This window comes from Paenibacillus sp. 32352, assembly GCF_002042965.1.
Lineage (GTDB): Bacteria > Bacillota > Bacilli > Paenibacillales > NBRC-103111 > Paenibacillus_S > Paenibacillus_S vulneris.
In genome coordinates this window covers 1-20,783 of sequence record NZ_MZNT01000002.1, presented here as the reverse complement: position 1 = coordinate 20,783, position 20,783 = coordinate 1, and the positions used below count along the sequence as shown (strand labels likewise).

Here is a 20,783-nt window from a genome sequence, read left to right as displayed (position 1 = left end):
TAGCACAAAAAAGGCACCTTGTAAGGTGCCTTCTTCGTTATCCAACCTCGCGCAGAAAACGATACTGCGCTTGAATCAAGCCGTAGTAGATGCCTTTTTGCTTCATCAATTCCTCATGATTGCCCTGCTCCATAATGTTCCCATGATCGAGAACGACGATATGATCGGCATTGCGGATTGTCGATAACCGATGCGCGATAATGAAGGAGGTCCTACCGGCCAGCAGCGTCTTCAGTGCCTCCTGGATTTTCAGCTCGGTCTCCGTGTCGATACTTGCGGTCGCCTCATCCAATATCAGCACGCGGGGATCTGCGAGCAGCGCCCTGGCAAAGGAAATTAACTGCCTTTGACCCATTGACAGCACGTTGCCGCGCTCCTGTACTTCCGTATCGTAGCCTTGAGGCAGGTTGACGATAAAATCATGCGCCCGGACGGCTTTAGCCACGAATTCGATCTCTTCATCCGTCGCGTCTAAACGTCCGAAACGAATATTATCTTTAATCGTTCCCGAGAAAATAAAGGTATCCTGAAGCACAATCCCCACCTGGGATCTCAGGCTGGAAATCGCGACATCCCTGATATCATGGCCGTCTATCGTAATAGACCCTCCAGTGACATCGTAAAAACGGCAGAGCAAGTTGATAATCGTACTTTTACCGGATCCGGTATGGCCGACGAGCGCTATGGATTGGCCTGCTTTAACGCTGAGATCGATGCCTTTGAGCGCAAGTCTGCCCGGCTCATACTCGAATTCGACTTTTTTAAGCTCAATATCCCCTTGAACTCGAGGTAGTACTTTAGCCTCTTGCGCTTCTTCCACATTCGGCTTTTCATCGATGAATTCAAAAATCCGCTCGGAGGAGGCCATCGCAATCAGCATTTGGGAATACATTTGTCCAAGCCGGTTGATAGGCTCCCAAAAGTGCCCGATATAAGTTGCAAAAGCTACCAGCAAGCCTACCGTAATCTCACCTTGTTGAATCAAATGAGCACCAAACCAGAACAAAATACAATAGCCGATGGCTCCCGTCACTTCAATAATCGGGTTGAACGACTGGTTTAAGGTCGAAGCCCGGTTCCAGGATTTATGGTTGTCAAGATTCATGTTATCGAAGAATGCGATATTTTCCTTTTCCTGCGTAAAGGCTTGCGTTACCTTGATGCCTTGAATACATTCGTTCAAATGCGCGTTGATTCTCGATTGCTTCGTCTGCACAACCTGCCAGGAACGGCGGATATGGACGCGAAGCTTCGTAGAGATGACGAACATGATCGGAACGGTAACAATGATCGCGGTGCCCAGCTTAATGTTATAGAACAGGAGAATCACGATAATACCAATGAGCTGAACACAGTCAATAAGCAGGTTGACAACCCCGTTTGTAAACAAATCCTGCAGGGAGTTGACATAGTTCGTAATCCTTACCAGAATCGAGCCTGCCGGCCATTTATCGAAAAATTTGAAGGAGAGCTTCTGTACATGGCTGAACAAATCATGTCTCAAATCATAGATGACCTTTTGCCCTATCATGTTGGTGTAACGAATGCGGTAATTGTTGGCGGCCCACTGAATCAGATACAGCGCCAGCATCCCGCTCACACACAGCAGAAGCAGCTTCGTGTTTCCTTCACGCAGCGCATGGTCGATCGCGTACGCGATCAGCAGCGGATTTAGCAGCTTGGTAAGGGCGCCTACGATCATCATCGTAATGATAACGGGAAGAATTTGCTTCGAATAGGGCTTTATGTACTGACTGAGCCGCTTCACCTGGACCCAGTCGAATTCTTTATCTAACTGTTCGTCGTCCTGATAGACAAACCTTTGACCTTCCTGCCCAGTCGGGTTAGCCTTTGCGGTCGCCGATTTTGCAGACTTGCTCACTGTGCGTACCCCCTCATTTTGACATGTCCTGCTGCTGCCACCTGATTCGCGGCCTGCTGCGGCTCAGGTTGACCTTGTGCGTCCTTTGCTGCGAATGATTCTTCCGATTCATCGGGATGATCGGCGAATTGGATATGGTACGTGTCCAGATAAGGACCTTCCTGCTGCATTAATTGTTCATGTGTGCCTCTCTGCATGATACGTCCCTGATCCAGTACGAGGATTTCATCCGCATGACGCAGCGAGGAGATACGATGGGCAATGATGAATGTCGTCCGGCCTTTCATCACTTCCTGGAAGCCTTGCTGGATCTCATGCTCCGTCTCCATATCCACCGCGCTCGTGGCATCGTCTAGGATCAAAATTTTTGGATTTTTGAGCAGGGCCCTCGCAATAGCGATCCGCTGCTTCTGCCCGCCAGAGAGTCCCAGCCCGCGTTCACCGACAATGGTATCGTAGCCGAGCGGCAGCTCCATAATGAAATCATGGGCCTTTGCCAGCTTGGCGGCGTGTATGATTTGATCCATCGATACATTTTTTACGCCATAAGCGATGTTATTACGAATCGTCGACGAGAAGAGGAACGTCTCTTGGAACACAATGGCCATCTGGTCGCGCAGGCTTTCCAAGGTAACATCGCGGATATCCCGTCCGTCCAGCGTTATGCGCCCTTCCTTGACGTTATAAGCACGAAGCAGCAGCTGAATGACCGTTGATTTCCCTGAACCCGTCCCCCCCAGCAGGCCGATAACAGAACCGGCAGGAGCATCCAGCTCAAAATTTTGCAGTGCCGGCTGTTTATCCGTATAGGCGAACGTTACGTTCTCAAAATGCACATGTCCGCTCACTTGCTCCGAAGTCAGGGCAACGGCGTTGTCCTTATCCTTCACGTGGACGTATTGGTGCAAGATTTCGAGGATCCGCTCCCCAGCCGCCTTGGATTGGGTAAAGTTATTAATATGGAATCCGATCCCCCACATCGGACCGATGATGTACCAAATTAAGCTGAAGCAGGCAACAAGCTCGCCAAGCGAGATTGAATGGTTGATGACCATCATGCCGCCGATCCCTAACAGGACGACGACGCTCATATTCGCGAACAACTCCATCAAAGGAAAGTACTTTGCCCATATTCCAGAAGTCGTTACGTTGTTAACCTTGTATTCCTCGTTTCGCTCCGAGAACTTGTCGATTTCATGAGGCTCGCGGGCAAACGATTTCACGGTACGAACCCCTGTAATATTTTCCTGAACGGAGGTTGTCATGGAGCTCATCGATTTTCGAATCGAACGAAACGCCGGATGAATCTTGCCTTCAAACCGGATCGCGGTAAAAACAAGAAACGGCATAAAGATCATCGTAACGAGAGTCAGCTTCCAGTTGATCGTCATCATCATAATCGTCCCGAAGGTAAACATCATGAAAACGTTTAAAATTTGCACGAAGCCGAATCCGACAAAATCCCTTACCGCTTGCAAATCCGCCGTCAGACGAGACATCAAATCCCCTGTACGGGCTTTGTCGTAGTACTGAAACGACAAATACTGCAGCTTCTTGTACAGCGCATTCCTTAGATTAAATGCGGTCTTGTTCCCTAATTTCCCGCTGCTCATGCCGTGAAGAAATTGAAACAGCGCCTTACAGCTTACGACCCCGACAACCAGCAAAGACAAGTACGGCACCACGGAAAAATTTTTCTTCGCAATCACATCATCAATCAAATAACGAAGCAGATTCGGATAGACCAAACCAAGCGCCGTTGCGGTCATTAATGAGAAGATCGATGCGAACAGATACTTCTTCTCTGACCAGTAAAACTCCTTTAACTGCCTAAAGACTTCCATGGTGTCCCCCTCCATTAGCAGCACTTAAGGCCGCTTTAAGCAAAAATTGCTTTCGAGGCAGCTAGTTTCTGCGTTCGAAAGCGTTCGCTTTTTTGAATATTATCATCATCCCTGGGGTACAGCAACATCCAATGCTGTCATAAATCTCCTTAACGGGAGAAAATAACGCATTTCCTCACAAAATGCCAGAACAATCCACTTATATCATAGGATTATTGGCATATCTCGCCAAATGAAAACCCTTTCAACAAAACAGGCAAAATCGGCTGTCCTGACTTGGACAACCGATTTCTTCCACCGCTTTGAAAAAAGATAATGTTTCATTATAACCGTTTTTTACCCGAGTATTTGCTGCAGGCGTCCCAGCTTCTGATGCAGCTCGCCGATATCGATTTGCATCTCCAAAGCGGCCAATTGGCCTTCAGCATACTCTGTCAGCTCCTGCTGCAGCTGAGCAGACATATCCTTATACCAAGCCTGAAGCTGCTCCTGATAGAAAAGCTCCAGCCGATCCGATTGCCGCTGCACATAGCCCGTTAACGGATCATTCAACCTGGCTTCAAGCTCGGTACGTAACTTTTGTTTGCCGTCTCCCTCGAAGAAATGCTTCGCATTCTTATAGAAGCCGGATAGCCACTTCACCGTAACCGCTTCTTGCGCGCCAAATGGCTCGGTTTCTTCCAGCGGCGTGAAAGTATGCGGCTCATAAGCCGACGGTTGGAAATCCGCAAGATCCGCTCCGAAGGACTGCATCCACTGTTCTCTCCGCTTCTTGGCGGTTTTGTTGATCGAATTCTCAACCCGCAAGGTCGTAGCGAGAATTTCCTGGGACAGGTCAAAGGAAATCATGCGCCGCAGATCGTCCCATGCCGCTTGAATCAGACTCTTCACATCCTTGCCTTCTTCGGCAAAGACGGAAGGATTGAAGGCCAGATTAAACAGCTCTCCGAACCGGAACACTTCGCGCTGCTTCACGTAGTAGAGCAGCTCCTCAATTTCCTTGCGAAGCTCCCGTTCCTCCGGCTCTGTCGAGATTCCTTGCAGGAGCTGAACGGCCTCATCCAACGCCTGACGAATGGCGCGGGCCTTGCTCTGCCGCTCGGATTCGTCGGATTGGGCACTGACAATCCATTGCTTTAACACATCGGCAGCCCGGTTCAGATCACCATGGCCGGATCGGATCGCAATCTCTGTAAGCTCTTCGAGCGAGAAACGGACAAAATCTGTCTCGAACGCTGCGATGCCGGAGGCTTGAATGGTTTCGTCGCTCCGCTGCAGCTTGCCTTCCAAAGCGTAATAGCTTGATAAAGGATAAATTCGCGGATGTCGAATTCCGTGCTGCTGCAAATTGCTCTCCACATGAGCAACCACGCCTTCCAGCTCCTCGGCCGACGATGCAAGATCAGCCGCGTTGACGATAAAGAACATTTTATCCAGCTCAAAGCTATCCTTTACCCGGCCCAGCTGGAGCAAAAATTCCTTATCCGCATGCGAGAATGCATGATTATAATAAGTCACGAACAGAATGGCATCCGCGTTCTTGATATAGTTAAAGGCAACGCCCGTATGGCGCGCATTGATGGAATCCGCCCCAGGCGTATCCACCAGAACAATCCCCTGATCGGTCAAAGGATTGGAATAATACAGCTCAATCAAATCGACAAAGCACGATTTGGATTCATCTGCGGCATAATGGCCGAATTGCTCGGCATCTACCTTCAGCTCGCCGCCAATGTCCTGCTCTACCGCCGACCAGCCCCGTTCTACGGCCTTCAAGAACGTATAGTGAGGCTTGCCCTTGGCTGATACCTGATCCGCCGATAAACGATGAATCGCTTTTAACGCGTCCTGAAAATCGGTGGTCGGTATGCCGAGTACTTCCAGAGAATACCGGACATCGTCCGTCAGACGCTCCATCGATTTCATCTTGACTTTGGCCGTTCCGTGCGGCCAGCCGTTTTCTGGCTCCGGCGGCATGATTTTGTTAATAGCCGCGGTGGTCGGATTTGGAGACACCGGCAAAATTCGCTCGCCGATCAGCGCATTGGCGAACGAGGATTTGCCCGCGCTGAACGCGCCGAACAGCGCGATCGTGAAGCGATTGTTCTCAAGCCGCTCCGCCTTCTCCTGCAAGGAGCGGCAGATGCTCTGCAGCTGCGAGAGACCCGCAAGCTCACGCGCTCCGTCCGCGAGCTTAGCCGCAGCCTCGCGCAAGCGGGCGCGATGCCCGCCCTGCGCGAGCGGAGCAGCGCCGGTGCGCGCGTTGCGGTTCGCCGCGACGGCCACCGCCGCGAGCGCATCGCTCGCAGCAGCGCCGGCATCGCTGGCGGCCTGCGGCGCTGCAGGGGCGCCTGCGGCGACAGCAGCCGCCGGGTCCGGCAGCTGCGGCGCGGAGGCATGCAGCGCGGCCAGAGGCGCCTGCAGCTGGGCTGCGTAAGCCTCCTCCGCTGCTGCAAGCCGCTCAAGCTCGCGCAGGCTGCCCAGGCGCCCCTCAAGGCCATCGAGCTGCTCCTTCAGGCCGCCAATCTTCGACTTCAGAGCCGCTGCCATAGCCTCCGACAGCTCATCTACCAGATCAAACGCGCACTTACGGTATAGAAGCTTCACCTCGGATGCGATCTGCTTTGAATAATTTAAAGTATAGTCACCGCCGAAGCCGGCCGACTCGTTCACCTGCTCTGCAAGCCATTGCGGTTCGATCTCCACGTGCAGACGCTCAACAGTTTCTCTCACCTGATCTGCATGCAGCAACGCTGTTGCATCTGCCGCCTTAGATATGGTCTGCTGCAAATGGCGCTCTATCTGCGTAGCGATCTGATTGGAGAAATCACTGTGGAACGCATGCAATCTGCGCTCTATTTCCTTTGCCGTTTTCGCGGCTCCTGCGAAAAATCCCACTTTAAATCCGGGCTTGCGGCTCTGTAAATATTCGTGAGCCAAATCGCGCGTAATCGCAGGCGTAATATTGGCGTTATCCAATATATGCCCAATCTCTTTGCGCAGGGAAGTCCGCAGCGCTTCCGGCTTCGCCTCCGCTTCAGCCAGCTCCTTGCTCAATTCCGCCCATTGCTGCTGCGCGTTCCCGGATTCCTCATCCGCGGCCAATTGAGCACGCAGCTGCTCCTTGGCCGGCTCATTGCGCTCGGCCATCTTGCGGGCATGCTCCGAGGCCAAATGCTTCGCTGATTTTTCCAGGCTAAGCGCCGATAGGGGCTTATGGCTTTCGATCAGCTTGCCAAGAAGCCAATCCAGCTTCCCCCATTCGCTGTGCGGGTGGTTCGGAACCTTAACCGAAGTATATAAAATTCCATCCGGCTGAATGTGCCAATTCGCAAAAGCTTCCTTGACTCCCGCTCTATAAGTCTCGAACGAAAGCTCCTGATCCCTGTGTTTATCTACTTGGTTAATCAGCAAATAAAGCGGTTTGCCCCACTCTTTCATTTTCTTCGTGAAGGCGAAGTTAATCTCCGATTGGACGTGGTTATAATCCATCACGTAGAATACAACGTCAGCCAAATGCAGCGCCGACTCCGTAGCCAGCTGGTGCGCATCATCCGTCGAATCGATTCCCGGCGTGTCCAACAAAGCCGCATGCTCCCCAAGGAACGGAATCGGATAGCGAAGGTTAACCGTTTCAATATCCTCGCCATTTTTGCAGTATGCGGCAAGATCCGCAAGCGGGACCGTTTGCACTTTAGGCTCTGCATCATCCGCCGCCCTGTGAACGACTCTGGCGCCGGATTCCCCATTGGTAATGGACACAATGTTGGCGCTGGTAGGAATCGGACTTGAAGGAAGCAGTTGATGTCCGCAAAGCTTATTGATCAAGCTTGATTTGCCCGCCGAGAAATGTCCGCAAAACGCTATATAGAAGCTGCCGCTTTGTGCTTTTTGCAGCAGCTGTTTGATCTTCTTCCCGTTCTCTGCATCCTTCTCTTTCTCTACCTGCTCAAGCAGTGCACGAATGGTGCTCTCCATCTTATCCCCAACAACCGTCAAATTGCTCATTCCATTCTCCCCGTATCTCTTTAGTCTACCGTCCTTAATCGCCTTATTTTTTTACAACATATTTTCCTTCGTGCGATAAGGTTCGTCGTTCGGCATTCCCCAATCAACAAAAAAAACCGAATTTCTTCGGTTTTTAGTGTACCACACTTTCGTTAACAGGAATAAAAATTTCAAACAAATTGCGATGCTGCAAGATCGTAATATCTTTATCCTTCACTTTCATCACGACAACTTCCGGCTTTGTTTTCATGCGGTCCAAATAATTATCAGGAACGTCTCCGGATTCCATTACCGTTACGCCTTCCACTTGCTTCTCTTCATTTTCGGCCAATGGCGTTTTCAATATTTCTTCATAGATGTCAGAGAACACTTCGAAATTGCTTGTATAAACCGATATGCACTTCATAATAATCCCATCCTTATTGTTTGCTGTGGTAAAGATTGCTACTGTATAGGTTTCCTACGACTACCGGATTTCATACGTTTTTTTCCTTCACGGCATGCATCAGCCAGTGGACAGCTATCGCATTGCGGGTTTTGTGCCTTGCAGTGATATCTTCCGAAAAATATGAGCCTATGATGGGTCAATGTCCATTCATCACGCGGAACCAGCTTCATCAGCTTTTTTTCCACTTCAAGAACCGAATCATTCCAATTCGCCATGCCCAGACGCTTAGACACGCGTTCGACATGGGTATCAACTGCAATGGCGGGAACACCGAAAGCATTGGATACAACCACATTAGCCGTTTTGCGGCCAACGCCAGGAAGCTCGACCAGCTGCTCGTGCAGCTCAGGTACTTCACCACCGTACTTGTCCAATAAAATGGCGCACAACGCCTGAATGTTTTTCGCCTTATTTCGGAACAACCCGATTCTGCGAATATCCTGCTCCAGCTCTTCTATGGGAACGGCAAGATAATCCTCGGGCCGCTTGTACTTTTGAAACAAATCAGCAGTCACTTTATTGACGGTTTCATCCGTACATTGCGCCGACAAGAGTACGGCGATAGTCAGCTCGAATGGATTGGAGTGATTAAGCTCGCAATGGGCATCCGGAAACATCTCGGCGATCGTATCTAGAATGCTGCGAACCTGCTTTTTGTTCATAGTTACAAGCTACCTCTTTCTAGTAGTATAAAATTCAGTTTACCGAAACATGAGAAAGGAATCAATGACTTCATCCGACAAAATGCGAACATTTCTAGAAAATTTACAAAAAAATTAGTCAGGAAAACAGAAAAAACCGTCAAAGGGAAGATCATTAAAGGCTTCTCCCCTTTAGACGGTGCTCTCTTAATCTAAGTTCCTTAGTTTCGACGAAAAAGTAAACTTATTTTTCCATCTCGTAAATTTTATCATCCAGAACATAAATCGTAACTTCATCATTTTCAGCAAATGAACCCGGAGCAACTGTAGTGGTACCTTGATGCAGATAAGCCTTTGCATAAAAATTGTAGTTTGTCTTCTCGTTGGAGCCGCCCGGCTTCAGCTGCATCAGGTTCAGAACCGAATCGTAGGATGCTACCTTACGTTTTGAAGCTGTAGCTTTCGAGATAATCAGCTGATCGTTGGCATCTTTAATGATCTCCACACGATCATTAACTTTAATCGAGTTCAAATCTGCCGAAGCCGTTCCGTTTTGATTAATGACGAACTTTTTACCGACTGGCAAGACCTGAACACCACTGTAATAATCTTGTACGGTAATCGTTCCCGAACCAGCATCTACGCCGGTTACTTTACCGCGAACGGTATTCAGCATTTCTACGCTTTCCAGCTTTTTGCCCGTATAGGCTACTTTGATGTATTCATCGATAAGAATATCCTCAAAGCTATGGGTGGCTTTTCCCGGATTTACGATTTTATCATTATTATCAACTGTGAATACAAGCAGTCCGCCGCTCTCGTCTTTCACGCTTAATTGTCTTTCTGTCTTATTGCTGATCAGCGTTTTATATACAGCCGTTTTCTTCACTTGGATGAGTGTAATGAGATCTTGATCCCGGTTCAAAGTGCCGACGACATTGTCGCCAACCTTCAAATCCTTTATTGTCGCTCCCGGCTTGGCCAGAGATTCAACTCCAATAGCATTCATCAAGCCGAAGGTTACATTTTGGCCTCCCGGAGCACGCAAAGTAATTTGGTTAGCCTCCGAATTGATTTGGGTCACGGTGCCTTCCGCGTTCATGGCATATTTAATGCTCACAATCTTATCCTTGGATACCTTGAGATCCACCTTCGTACCCTTGGTCTTAACGAACTTATCCGTGAAATCAGCCAGGTTCATCGGAGCATCCCAATAACTGATTCCCGTTTGATCGGTCATTCTATAAGCATAAGGAGTACCATTGTCATCGGTAACAGTCAAGAGCTTTGTCTCCGCATCGTAGTTGACAATTTTGGCGAAGGCCAGCTGCTTGATGGATCGGCTTGTCACCGAAACTTTCACGACCTTATCATTCACCAGATCGAGCTTAAGCGTATCCCCTACTTCAAGATCAAAGAGACCTGCACTGCCTAGTCCGTCGATGGATACGATGGCATTATCCGCGATATAGTAAGCGCCTAGCGAATTGTCCTGCTTATTAATCGTCAGTATTTTTTTATCGTCGCTTACGCTGGTCATAGTACCTTCGACAGAGCTTCCAACATCAGCCTGCTGGTTGACCTTTAAGCCAACGATTTCATTATTTTTAATCTCATAGGAAACAACATCTCCGACACGAACCTTGGACAAATCCCCGGATGCTCCGCCTGCTAGAGTAATTGCCAGTTTTACGCTGAAGGGGAAGGTTTCGTTTTGCCCGGTCGTTTGTTCCATGAACGTAATGGTGCTGGCGTTTTTGTCAATGCTTACGATAGAGCCGGATGCATTTTTGCTGATCGGAACCTGCTTAACAATGATTTTGGAATATTTGGCATTAGGAATAAGAAGATTGCGTTTCAGCTCGACAATACTTCCGATAGGAATAGAGCTCAGGCTTAGACCGCCCCCGTCTTTATCGGTAACCGTGACATTCTGCTCCAGCTCCTTCAGGTCCTTGTTACTGCCCTGGGCGATGGAAACCATCATCTTAGGAATGTATAGCTGATCCAGCGTTCCCTCGTAAGATTCCATTTGTTCCGCATCATTCGTGAGCTCTACATAGGCCGCATTCCCTTGGGATTGAATGACGTACACTTCATTCGTTTCTTTCAATTGCGTTGACGGGATTCGGCTATCGTCCTTGGCATTATAGAAAGCCGTGTCGGTAGAAACCGTATATTCCGTCGTCTTGCCCTTCTTATCAAGAATCGTCATCTTGCGATCCTTCAAGCTCATCATATAACCGATCACGACGCGGTCGGAGCGAGTCGTCAGCTCTTTATCCGCTCTGCTCAGGAAGGTTGCCATTTGGGCTCGGGTTACATTGCCTTTCGGCTGGAAGTTATTGTCATCAACTCCATTGACAATGCCCAGGCTTACCGCCGCGTTGATATAACCGACTGCCCAGGAAGACATATCCTTCGAGTCACTGAATATGGATGGGTCCGCATTTTTTTGTTTTGCCAGGTCCTGCTTGTTGATGGCGCGTATAACAAGCTTGGCTACCCACTCGCGTGTCGCAGGACGGGAACCCCATGCCGTCTTGGAATTGGATCCGGATGCCTCCGTTTCCTCCTTCACGTCGAGAAGCTCTTTATCGAATGCATAGGCTATGTATGGCTTGGCGTACGTTTGATCAAGAGTGACAGGCAGGATGGTCTCGGTTTTATTCTTCAACGCCTCATCCTCAAGACCCATCATGCGAATTGCCATAATTACAACGTCTTGCTGGGAGACTTGGGTGTCCGGGCTGAATTTTCCTTTATCCACACCTTGAATGATTCCTAATGCGGCCAATTTCGTTATATGCTTGATCGCCCAGTGATCGTTGCTGACATCCGTAAATGCCGAGCTCGCCGTAGTTGTAACCGTACTGTTCGACTTGACTGGTTCCGCAGCGTATACAGGACTGCTGGCAAGTACAGATAAGGCTATTAATCCTGCGGCTACTTTTTTCGTATGCTTTTGCTTGTTGCTCATGTGTTTGCTCCTCTCGGTTAACTGATGTGCGAAGCCCCCGAAAAAAGCGCGGTTAACCGCGCTTCATCGGATGCGGAAGCTCCATATGTCCCATTAAACTATCAACGGCTTTGCCGTCGAGTAATATATCCAGATTTTGAATCTCTGAAAATTGAAACATCGTTTTTTTCAAAGCCTGCAGCACCAAATCTTCTCCGCCTGCACCTAATCTGGATTCCGGCGCCATAGACAAATCTACGGTTAACGTCTGGTCCTTCAACGAAACCGTATGGAACGTAAAGCCCTTCAACAACGCAATCCTTTTGCTGTCGGGACTTGTGGTCAAGGCTTTTAGAGCAGAAGCATATTTCTCGTTATTGTCTTTATACGAAATGGTGCTCTCTTGCTCTACCAGCTGCTCGCCGTTTTCATCACCGAAATAGACTTTAATCTTTGTCTGGTTCGTCTCGGCTCCCGGAGCCGGTGACTGAACGGTAGCCGTGCCGGCCTTGGAATCGCCGGAAGCATTCGGGGATGGCTTGGCTTGTCCGCAGGCGGACAATAAAACTACTAACGATAAACCGACTAGGGCGCCGTGTAGGTACCGTCTCTGCATCGCTATCCTCTCCTTAGTCGATATTCAACTGCTGTTTGATAGCAGCAACGATAGACGCGGCAACCTGATCCTGAAATTCCTCTTGGAACATAGCTGCTTCTTCCGAACGGTTGGTCAAAAAGCCAATTTCCAGCAGAAGTGAAGGCATGGTCGTGTTCTTCACAACATAGAAATTGTTCTGCTTCACCTTGCGGTCGGGAAATTGCGTAGATTTCAGCAATTGCTCATGCATGATTTTGGCAAAAGGCAAGCTTTGCTCGGTATAATAATAGGTTTCTGTACCTGCAACAGATTCTTTTCCCGCAGAATTGGCATGAATCGCAACGAATAGATCCGCCTTCATCTCATTGGCAAATGAGACCCGGTCCGCCAGCTCCACGAACGTGTCGTCCTCGCGTGTCATAACGGGCTCAATCTTGGATTCCTTCTCCAATAACTTGTTCACTTTCTTGCTTAGAAATAATACGAAATCCTTCTCATGGCGTTTCGCGACGGAGACTGCTCCCGTATCCTTTCCTCCATGTCCAGGGTCTATGACCACCTTGTACTTCTCCTTGGCCTGTGACAATGTCCATGTCAGCTGATTCGGTGTTTTGGCAGAAGACAGCTTGAAATCTACTTTTTTAGATAAATCTATTATTATTCTAACGATAGACGATTCTTTTGAAAATAGCAAATATCGTACCTGCGAGACATTATTTTCATTCCCTTTGATGGTACCCTCGCCTTTTTCGTTCAGCTTCAGGGATGGATCCAATTGGCTGTACGGGATATCGATAACAATCTGGTTCGGATTAGACATTCTGGTTACGTTGGGCTGGCTCTCTGCCCCGCTTGTTTTGACGACGAACTGGTCTCCTTGAAGACTAATGGAGCGAACGGTTGTCACAGGCTCCTTGGCTTTTTCTCCTGGCTTAGCCTGACCGGTTTCCTGGGAACCAGATGAGCCGGTTTTATCCGAAGAAGCGGCTGTTTCTTTGCCGGTAGAAGCCCCGCTGTTCTTGTCCTTATCCGATGGCTTATCTTTCGATGCATCCCCCTCGCTGGCTTTATCGCCAGGTTTGGCGGCCGGTTTATCCCCCGGTTCATTCGAAGGCTTGCCGTTTACTACCGGCTGCTTGGAGCTATCGCCCGGTGCAGCCACTGCGCCTGAATCCGGCTTAGTTTCTCCACCCTCTACAGGGGATGAAACAACCTCCTTCACGTCCTCATCGGCCTGAAATAAAAATACCGAGCGCGTTAGCTCATCCCATGTGACCTTGACCCCGAGCTGCTCGCTGACAAAACGAAGAGGCAGCATCGTATTGCCGTCAATGATCATGGGTGCGGTTTCAAGTTTAAAGCTCTTATTGTTCACCAAAGCATCCTGCTTATCTATAAACAGTTGGATATTGGTGCCTGACTTATCTACGGTGACTTTGCGGTTCTTTCCGTCCCACTGGACTTTGGCTCCTGTAGATTCCGCGATAATCCGAACAGGGACGATCGTATTATCCTTTACGATTTGGGGAGCTACTTCCGCCGCGAGCTGCTTACCGTTCAGGTACAGCTGGATCTTGGGTACGGCGGCAAATGCCATCATCGGAAAAGCAAGCAGAGAGACCAGCAAAAAAGACATCAACGTAGTTATTACTCTCATCATACACCTCAGTTTATGTATATAAATTTTTTGTAACGATAGATTCTATTATGACATAAATGATCTCATTATGGCGAAACTTACCATAATTATAGACTTAAAAAAGGGGAAAAAGTTGCGAGAATTGATAGATTTCCCCTTAATCCTCCGCATTTCTTGCCAACAATGAACCATTATGGAAAACGATGTAAAACAATCCCGTTTATAAAATAAAAAAAGCCCGAAGCTGCCCGGCTTACGCCTGTGCTTCAAGCTCTTGCTTTCATCGTTTATGCAGTCTGCAGTTTGGAATGCTCCAGCAGCTCGCGGAATTGGTCTCCCGATAATACTTCTTCCTTGACCAGGATATACAGCGATTGTTCAAAAACAATGCGATGCTGCTCCAGAAGCTCACGCGTTCTCACGGTCAGCTGCTCAAGAATAGCTGTGTTTTCCTTCATCAGCTCTTCCTTCGTTACCATTTGGCGATCGATAATGCCAAGATTGGTCAGGCCGGAATCCATCATGGTCCGTACCAGATGCAGCGCCTGTTCGAAGTCGTTGCGCGACCCTGTGGAACGTCCGCCGTAGAACATTTCCTCGGCCACAGCTCCGCCCAAGGCGATGATGATCTGCTCTTCCAGCTGTTCCTTGGTATACAAATACTGATCCTGCTGCGGGTTATGACGTACATATCCTAAAGCTTTTCCCCGAGGGCTTAAAGCCACCTGAGATACCGAGCCCGGGCGTACGACTTCCGCTGCTATAGCATGCCCCAATTCATGGAGGGCAACCCGGTCCCGTTCTTCTTTCGTAGACTCGCGGTCTGTTTTTTCCCCGATCATGACCTTATCCACTGCTTGGGACAAATGGCTTTGTTGGATAAAGTCCGACTCTTCACGCATAGCGTAAATTGCAGCTTCGTTCATAACACTTTCAAGCTGGGCTCCGGAAAATTGGAAAGTCTCTTCGGCAACATGCTCCAGATTCACTTCCGGTGCCAAAGGTTTATTTTTGCCGTGAATGTTCAAAATATGCAGACGGCCTTTCTTATCCGGTAAATCCACTTCAATATGACGGTCGAATCGGCCTGGACGCAGCAAGGCGCTATCCAGCATCTCCTTGCGGTTGGTTGCCGCTATAATCAGAATTCGCGGGCTTTCCGTCGTATGAATCCCATCCATCTCCGTCAGGAGCTGGTTCAGGGTCTGATCATATTCTCTATGCTGCCCGCCGTCTCTTTTACCGCCGATAACATCGATCTCGTCAATAAACACGATGGCGCTGTCTTTATTTTCCTTCACGGCACGATTACGTGCATCCTTGAACAAATCACGGATCCTGCTTGCGCCGACACCGACATACATTTCCACAAACTCACTGCCTGCGGCTGCCATAAATACCGAATTCGTATAATGAGCAGCTGCTTTGGCCAGCAAGGTTTTCCCCGTTCCGGGAGGACCCTCAAGCAATATCCCTTTAAGCGGACGGATCCCTAGCTTGCGTATTTCTTCATGCTTGATCAGGAAATCCAGCGCCTCCTTGAGCTCGGTCTTGGCCCGCTGCTGGCCTCCTATATCATCAAAGGTCAAGTAGCTCGGGGCTTGCTGTCTGCGCGATTTGCCCTGGCCGCCAAAGCCTGCGCTGGCACTGCGCATCTGGTTCATATAGAAGATGGTTCCTAAAATAACTGCAAGAAACACCAACGGTAACGCATTGACGCCGATAAAGAAGAGAAAAATAATGACAACGGGAATAGCCCCAATAAAGATCTCCTTATAAATCTTACTCATTCGGCCACACCCCCATCTTCTCCGGTGTGCGAGGAAGCATTACGAATTTGCTTTTGTCTCCGTCCGTCATGGTAACAAACACGAATTTATCGTTCATTTCCGTAGAAATTTTCAAATTCGAAGAACCCGCGACACGGGATTGTAGTGTAGTCGGAATTTCAGCATAGTGCTTCGTTTCCATAGCTTGGGCAACATCAAAGAGAGCGGATGACCACCATTGGTCCAGCTGCTGCGACGATTCATTGACTACTTTAAGCTTTAAGGCTTTTTTCCCGATAATGGAAGAGCCTTTATTTTCTATATTATCATATACCTCTCGCAAGCTAGTGCCTGGCTGCAGCTTCACTTCGATTTCGGCATCATCTGTATTGATCTTTGTACTTACCAGTTCAACACCCGGGGTAGATTTTACGACACCTGCCAAAGGATTCTCCATGGCAAAGCTTTGATATGCGAACCAACCGCCAAACAACACGGTAGCAGAAATAGCAACACTCAATACTATAGGTAAGAGACGTAACTTCATTAGCTGACGTCCCCCTTTCTAATGTGATATATCAAAAAGCATACATTGAGTATATCACATGATATATCAAAATGGTTGATGTAATGTGTGGTAATGAACCCTTTCCTTCTCCAGCATGAATACCACAAAGCGAAGCCCTGTCACCGGGGCAGACTAAAATGCTATTGGGGCGGGTTCCTGAATTATATTGAATCACATGAAAAAAGAAGCCTCTGCCAGTCCGGGGTTGTTTCCCGAAACCTGCATCGGCTTCCATGTTATTGAATACTCAAACGCCATGTATCCAAAAAGGCTCCATCATTAAATGAATAATAATCGTAATAATATTTCTCGCTTCCGGATTCGTCTGCCGGCAGCTTATACAATACTTCCCAAATAAGCTTACCGCCAAGCACTCCGGGTATGGTTCTTAAGATATCCGCGTTGGGATGCTTCGACTCCAGCGTGGAGTTGATCTGATCCTCCGACGCACCGTCTGCTGCCATCTGGGAATAAATTTCATCTTCCCCTACCCAAACGATGAGCTGCTGCCCGATTTTATCTTCCCCGCGAATTACCGTATAGGGCTTTTCTCCGACGAACCTTTCCACTTTTACAGCTTTCGTCAGTAGAGTTTTTTGATAAGCCGTTTGCACTGCATTTCGTTGAATTTTCCATTCATCCTCTTGCACCGCGTTGATAAACCGGCCTCCAAAAAACAAAATAAGTCCGATAACAGCCACCGCTGCAATGGTTATTTTGATTTTCATAGAGGGAACCTCCTGCAACTATTTCCCGCTAATGCTGCACTACTGTTGCGATTATTGACTCGTAAGTCTCTCAAAGCAGCGCTGCGCTTCGTAAAGCACCTTTTCTTCATCCAATGTAAGGCATTCCCCGTTCTTCACCAGCATTCGTCCATCTACCCACACATCAGCAACATCCTTCGCCGAAGCAGAGTAAATAACATGCGAAATGTAGTTGGTTTTAGGGAAGAAGTGAGGCTGATTCAGGTTCAGGGAGATGAAATCAGCTTTCATCCCCGGTTGGAGAGAACCTACATCCTCCAGCCAGATGGATTGGGCCCCATCGATGGTTCCCATACGGATTGCCGCTTCTGCGGGAACAGCTACAGGATCACCTGTAACAGCTTTATGGATCAAAGCAGCCAAACGCATCTCCTCGAACATATCCAGATTGTTGTTGCTTGCCGCTCCGTCCGTGCCAAGGGACACCTTCACACCTTGCTTCAATAATTCAGGCACTCGTGCGATGCCGCTGGCCAGCTTCAGATTGCTTCCCGGATTATGCGATACCCGAACATCATGTTGTTTCAGCACTTGAATCTCATCGTCTGTTAAGTGTACCGCATGAGCGACCAAAGCAGGTCTGGAGAACAAACCGAGCTTCTCCAAATGCGCTACCGGTCTCGCCCCGTATTGATCGACGTTATCCTGGACTTCACGAGCGGTCTCCGACATATGGGTGTGCAGCGGCAAATTCAAATCATGGGCGACTTGCACAATCTTCTCAATATAATCGGGAGGGCAAGTGTAAGGGGCGTGAGGAGACATCATAGTTGTAATGCGTCCTCCAGCTTTTCCGTGCCAATCACGGGCGAACTGAGTGGCTTCCTTCAGCTTGGCGTCCTGAACCTCCGGCGGGCATAATCCGATAACACCGCGCGTCAGGCAGGCGCGCATACCGCTTTCCTCAACGGCTTGGGCCACCTCATTCATATGATCGTACATATCTACGAACGTCGTTGTTCCGCCTTTTATCATTTCCAGAATGGACAGCTGCGTCCCCCATTTGACATCGTGAGCGGTAAACTTGCCTTCAATCGGCCACATTTTTTCCTGAAGCCATACTTGAAGAGCAAGATCATCGCCATAGCCGCGCAAAAGAGACATCGCCGCGTGACAATGTGTATTCACCAGACCGGGCATGTACAGCTTGTCCTTGCCGTTGATCTGCTCATCATATGTATCGAGCGGCTGCGGCGCTTCTTCACCTATATATGTAATAAGATTGCCTTCCAAAACCATGCAGCCTTGGATTACAGGCTTCTCGGGGTTCATTGTAAGAAACGTTCCGTTTGTTATAATCGTTTTTTTCATGATCACCTTATCCTTTCGAACCGTAGCATCAATCTTCACTGTACAACTTCGAACTCTATAAATCAAGCGGGCTGGCGAAATCGCAGGGTTGTGACAACATATAAACAGATTCATGAACATATCTTCAATTGGATAAACTATGATTGCAAAGCATTAGTATGTTGTGTTATTTTTATTTTTGTGTGAATTTTATCGCTTTTTTTCTACATAATTTGCGTTAGAATATGAAGTTTTCATTAAGATACAATTTTGAGGGAGGCTCTTTCATGCTTTTTGCCAAGAAGAACGACATCGATTTTTTGCTGCTGTTGATTAAAGCATCAGAGAACACTCTTCACGCGGCGCAAATATTCCGCAATGCCGTCATGGGAGATCAACCGCCTGCAGCCTTTTATCCTCAGTTGAAGGATTTGGAAAATAAGGGCGATCAAATTACGCACCAAATCTTCAAAGGGTTGAACAAAGTGTTCATTACTCCTTTGGAACGCGAGGACATTATGGAGCTTGCTTCCAAGGTGGATGACGTAATAGATGGAATTGAGGCATCCATCGCCAGATTTGATTACATGAACATTAACGTCAGCGACAACTATATGAGAGAATTTTCCGCTGTTCTCGTCGATAGCTGCCAGCATATCCTGGACTCCTTCAAGCTGCTGTCCAAAAAGAAATATATGCAAATTACGGAGCATACTGTTCAAATCAACAGTCTCGAGAATGAAGCGGACCGTTTGATGCGCGAGGGCATAAGAGAAATCTTTATGAACCCGACAGATCCTTACCATGATTTCAAATTGAAGGAGCTATACGAGCGGCTCGAACAAACAACGGATGCCTGTGAAGACGTCGCAAATATTTTGGAAAGCGTCGTATTGCGTTATTCGTAAGCTGTTCGAACTTGGTAGGAGGTAATTATGTTAACCCTTTTAATCATCATTGTCGCGCTAGCCCTGATATTTGACTTCATCAACGGCTTTCACGATACGGCCAACGCGATTGCAACTTCCATCTCAACCAAAGCGTTGTCACCTAAATTCGCCATATTCTTCGCGGCTACCTTGAATTTTGTAGGAGCTATTTATTCATCAGAAGTTGCTAAAACGGTCGGAGGTAAGGTTGCCAACCCGGCAACCATTGATAATGGTGTACAAGTAGTTATCGCGGCATTATTAACGGCTATTATTTGGAACCTCATCACATGGTACTTTGCCATCCCTTCTTCCTCCTCTCATACGTTGATCGGCGCTCTTGCCGGTGCCGTTATCGCAGGTGCAGGTGCATCTTCTGTCAATTGGAGCGGTTTCAAGGAAATTATTATTATCTTGGTCGCTTCTCCAATCATTGCTTTTGCTACAGGCTTTATCATCATGTGGATTATCCGTCAGCTCATTCTTCTTAGCGGCAATCACTCCAGATCAAAGCTGAACCGAACCTTCCGGATTTTTCAAATTTTCTCCGCCGGACTGCTTTCGTACTCCCATGGAGGCAACGACGCGCAAAAAGCAATGGGGATTATCGTCTTCGGTATGGTGGCTCTAGGCTATCAAGATACACTGGATGTTCCGCTATGGGTTAAATTGTGTGCAGCTACGGCAATGGGCCTAGGAACGTCTATCGGCGGTTGGAAAATCATTAAAACCATGAGTAAAAAGCTGATCAAGATCGAACCTATTAACGGCTTTGCTTCGGACTTGAACTCCTCCATCGTGATTCAAGTATCTACAGCGATGGGAATGCCATTGTCCACAACGCATGTTATCTCGTCATCCATTATCGGGACTGGCGCAGTCATGAGATTCTATGACGTGAAGTGGGCCACCGTTACGAAAATGGTTATGACCTGGGTCATTACAATCCCTATCAGCATGGTTCTATCGTTCATCATTTTCAAAATCATTTTCCAATTAACCTCATAAGATATAAAATAACACCGGATACTTTAAGTTCCCTATAATCGAGTAGGAGGGGGGGATTAACCCCCGTCCTCTCACACCACCGTACATGCGGGTCCGCATACGGCGGTTCCAAAAGGTTAACAAAGCTCCAAGTAACGAGAAAGTAAACTTTTCAGCCCTTTCGATTCCCAGTGGGACGTCGGAAGGGCGTTGTTTGTGTTTCGAGACATTTCCCATGCTCCTCGCCGGGAGTTGGCCATTTTTAAGACCGCCCATTCAGGGACTCCGAGTGCTCGAAGTTCACGAATGCGAGTTTTCACACGCTTCCATTGTTTCCAGAGGCACATTCGCAATCGTCGTCGAATCCATTGGTCGAATCTCTTGCAATGGTTCTTCGCCGAAGCGAGTCGGAAGTATCCCATCCATCCCATGAGGTATCGGTTGAGCCGGGTGA

General features: G+C 48.3%; 15 protein-coding genes. 2 read left to right on the top strand and 13 right to left on the bottom strand.

The annotated features are described in order from the left end of the window. Positions 1 to 37: 37 nt before the first annotated feature. The 12 genes from B1728_RS04505 to B1728_RS04450 all read right to left on the bottom strand — a co-directional run bounded on the left by B1728_RS04505 (position 38) and on the right by B1728_RS04450 (position 18,434). Complete coding sequence (locus B1728_RS04505) at positions 38 to 1,882, bottom strand: ABC transporter ATP-binding protein (RefSeq protein ID WP_079909004.1); 1,845 nt, start codon at positions 1,880 to 1,882, stop codon at positions 38 to 40. Next, positions 1,879 to 3,726 (bottom strand): ABC transporter ATP-binding protein, encoded by a 1,848-nt coding sequence (locus tag B1728_RS04500; RefSeq protein ID WP_079909003.1) that lies wholly within the window; start codon positions 3,724 to 3,726, stop codon positions 1,879 to 1,881. Before B1728_RS04500 ends, B1728_RS04505 begins: the two co-directional genes overlap by 4 nt. Before the next feature lie 336 nt (positions 3,727 to 4,062). After that, a complete protein-coding gene (locus B1728_RS04495) occupies positions 4,063 to 7,734 on the bottom strand; it encodes a dynamin family protein (protein ID WP_079909002.1) in 3,672 nt (1,223 codons plus the stop codon). A gap of 133 nt (positions 7,735 to 7,867) precedes the next feature. Beyond that, complete coding sequence (locus B1728_RS04490; protein WP_028548615.1) at positions 7,868 to 8,140, bottom strand: hypothetical protein; 273 nt, start codon at positions 8,138 to 8,140, stop codon at positions 7,868 to 7,870. Positions 8,141 to 8,178: 38 nt separating this feature from the next. After that, positions 8,179 to 8,844: an endonuclease III gene (gene nth, locus B1728_RS04485; RefSeq protein ID WP_079909001.1), complete on the bottom strand. Its 666-nt coding sequence runs from the start codon at positions 8,842 to 8,844 to the stop codon at positions 8,179 to 8,181. Between the two features lie 223 nt (positions 8,845 to 9,067). Next, the gene (locus B1728_RS04480) at positions 9,068 to 11,803 is read right to left on the bottom strand and encodes an S-layer homology domain-containing protein (protein ID WP_079909000.1); all 2,736 of its coding nucleotides are present in this window, start codon (positions 11,801 to 11,803) and stop codon (positions 9,068 to 9,070) included. A gap of 52 nt (positions 11,804 to 11,855) precedes the next feature. Next, positions 11,856 to 12,398 carry a GerMN domain-containing protein gene (locus B1728_RS04475; RefSeq protein ID WP_079908999.1) on the bottom strand — a complete coding sequence of 181 codons (543 nt, stop codon included), beginning with the start codon at positions 12,396 to 12,398 and terminating at the stop codon, positions 11,856 to 11,858. 13 nt (positions 12,399 to 12,411) lie between these two features. Beyond that, positions 12,412 to 14,016 (bottom strand): N-acetylmuramoyl-L-alanine amidase family protein, encoded by a 1,605-nt coding sequence (locus tag B1728_RS04470; RefSeq protein WP_256865271.1) that lies wholly within the window; start codon positions 14,014 to 14,016, stop codon positions 12,412 to 12,414. A gap of 290 nt (positions 14,017 to 14,306) precedes the next feature. Continuing rightward, positions 14,307 to 15,809 carry an AAA family ATPase gene (locus B1728_RS04465; RefSeq protein ID WP_079908997.1) on the bottom strand — a complete coding sequence of 501 codons (1,503 nt, stop codon included), beginning with the start codon at positions 15,807 to 15,809 and terminating at the stop codon, positions 14,307 to 14,309. After that, complete coding sequence (locus B1728_RS04460; protein ID WP_079908996.1) at positions 15,802 to 16,335, bottom strand: hypothetical protein; 534 nt, start codon at positions 16,333 to 16,335, stop codon at positions 15,802 to 15,804. Before B1728_RS04460 ends, B1728_RS04465 begins: the two co-directional genes overlap by 8 nt. 257 nt (positions 16,336 to 16,592) lie before the next feature. Continuing rightward, on the bottom strand, positions 16,593 to 17,084 hold the full coding sequence (locus B1728_RS04455) for a cell wall elongation regulator TseB-like domain-containing protein (protein WP_079908995.1): 492 nt from the start codon (positions 17,082 to 17,084) through the stop codon (positions 16,593 to 16,595). A gap of 51 nt (positions 17,085 to 17,135) precedes the next feature. Beyond that, complete coding sequence (locus B1728_RS04450) at positions 17,136 to 18,434, bottom strand: amidohydrolase (protein ID WP_079908994.1); 1,299 nt, start codon at positions 18,432 to 18,434, stop codon at positions 17,136 to 17,138. Positions 18,435 to 18,700: 266 nt separating this feature from the next. Here B1728_RS04450 and B1728_RS04445 point away from each other — a divergent pair, with 266 nt between their 5' ends. Together B1728_RS04445 and B1728_RS04440 are read left to right on the top strand one after the other, a co-directional pair. After that, the gene (locus B1728_RS04445; RefSeq protein WP_079908993.1) at positions 18,701 to 19,321 is read left to right on the top strand and encodes a DUF47 domain-containing protein; all 621 of its coding nucleotides are present in this window, start codon (positions 18,701 to 18,703) and stop codon (positions 19,319 to 19,321) included. A 27-nt stretch (positions 19,322 to 19,348) separates the two neighbouring features. After that, positions 19,349 to 20,350 (top strand): inorganic phosphate transporter, encoded by a 1,002-nt coding sequence (locus tag B1728_RS04440; RefSeq protein ID WP_079908992.1) that lies wholly within the window; start codon positions 19,349 to 19,351, stop codon positions 20,348 to 20,350. 116 nt (positions 20,351 to 20,466) lie between these two features. On the opposite strand, the gene B1728_RS04435 is transcribed toward B1728_RS04440, so the two are convergent. Continuing rightward, positions 20,467 to 20,783, bottom strand: a 317-nt coding sequence (locus B1728_RS04435) for a group II intron maturase-specific domain-containing protein (protein ID WP_306293508.1), incomplete at its 5' end; no start/stop codon positions are given.

Coding starts and splice junctions, on each gene's coding strand:
- B1728_RS04500 (WP_079909003.1), bottom strand. CDS start 3,726: ATGGAAGTCTTTAGGCAGTTAAAGGAGTTTTACTGGTCAGAGAAGAAG.
- B1728_RS04495 (WP_079909002.1), bottom strand. CDS start 7,734: ATGAGCAATTTGACGGTTGTTGGGGATAAGATGGAGAGCACCATTCGT.
- B1728_RS04490 (WP_028548615.1), bottom strand. CDS start 8,140: ATGAAGTGCATATCGGTTTATACAAGCAATTTCGAAGTGTTCTCTGAC.
- nth (WP_079909001.1), bottom strand. CDS start 8,844: ATGAACAAAAAGCAGGTTCGCAGCATTCTAGATACGATCGCCGAGATG.
- B1728_RS04480 (WP_079909000.1), bottom strand. CDS start 11,803: ATGAGCAACAAGCAAAAGCATACGAAAAAAGTAGCCGCAGGATTAATA.
- B1728_RS04475 (WP_079908999.1), bottom strand. CDS start 12,398: ATGCAGAGACGGTACCTACACGGCGCCCTAGTCGGTTTATCGTTAGTA.
- B1728_RS04470 (WP_256865271.1), bottom strand. CDS start 14,016: ATGTCTTTTTTGCTGGTCTCTCTGCTTGCTTTTCCGATGATGGCATTT.
- B1728_RS04465 (WP_079908997.1), bottom strand. CDS start 15,809: ATGAGTAAGATTTATAAGGAGATCTTTATTGGGGCTATTCCCGTTGTC.
- B1728_RS04460 (WP_079908996.1), bottom strand. CDS start 16,335: ATGAAGTTACGTCTCTTACCTATAGTATTGAGTGTTGCTATTTCTGCT.
- B1728_RS04455 (WP_079908995.1), bottom strand. CDS start 17,084: ATGAAAATCAAAATAACCATTGCAGCGGTGGCTGTTATCGGACTTATT.
- B1728_RS04450 (WP_079908994.1), bottom strand. CDS start 18,434: ATGAAAAAAACGATTATAACAAACGGAACGTTTCTTACAATGAACCCC.
- B1728_RS04445 (WP_079908993.1), top strand. CDS start 18,701: ATGCTTTTTGCCAAGAAGAACGACATCGATTTTTTGCTGCTGTTGATT.
- B1728_RS04440 (WP_079908992.1), top strand. CDS start 19,349: ATGTTAACCCTTTTAATCATCATTGTCGCGCTAGCCCTGATATTTGAC.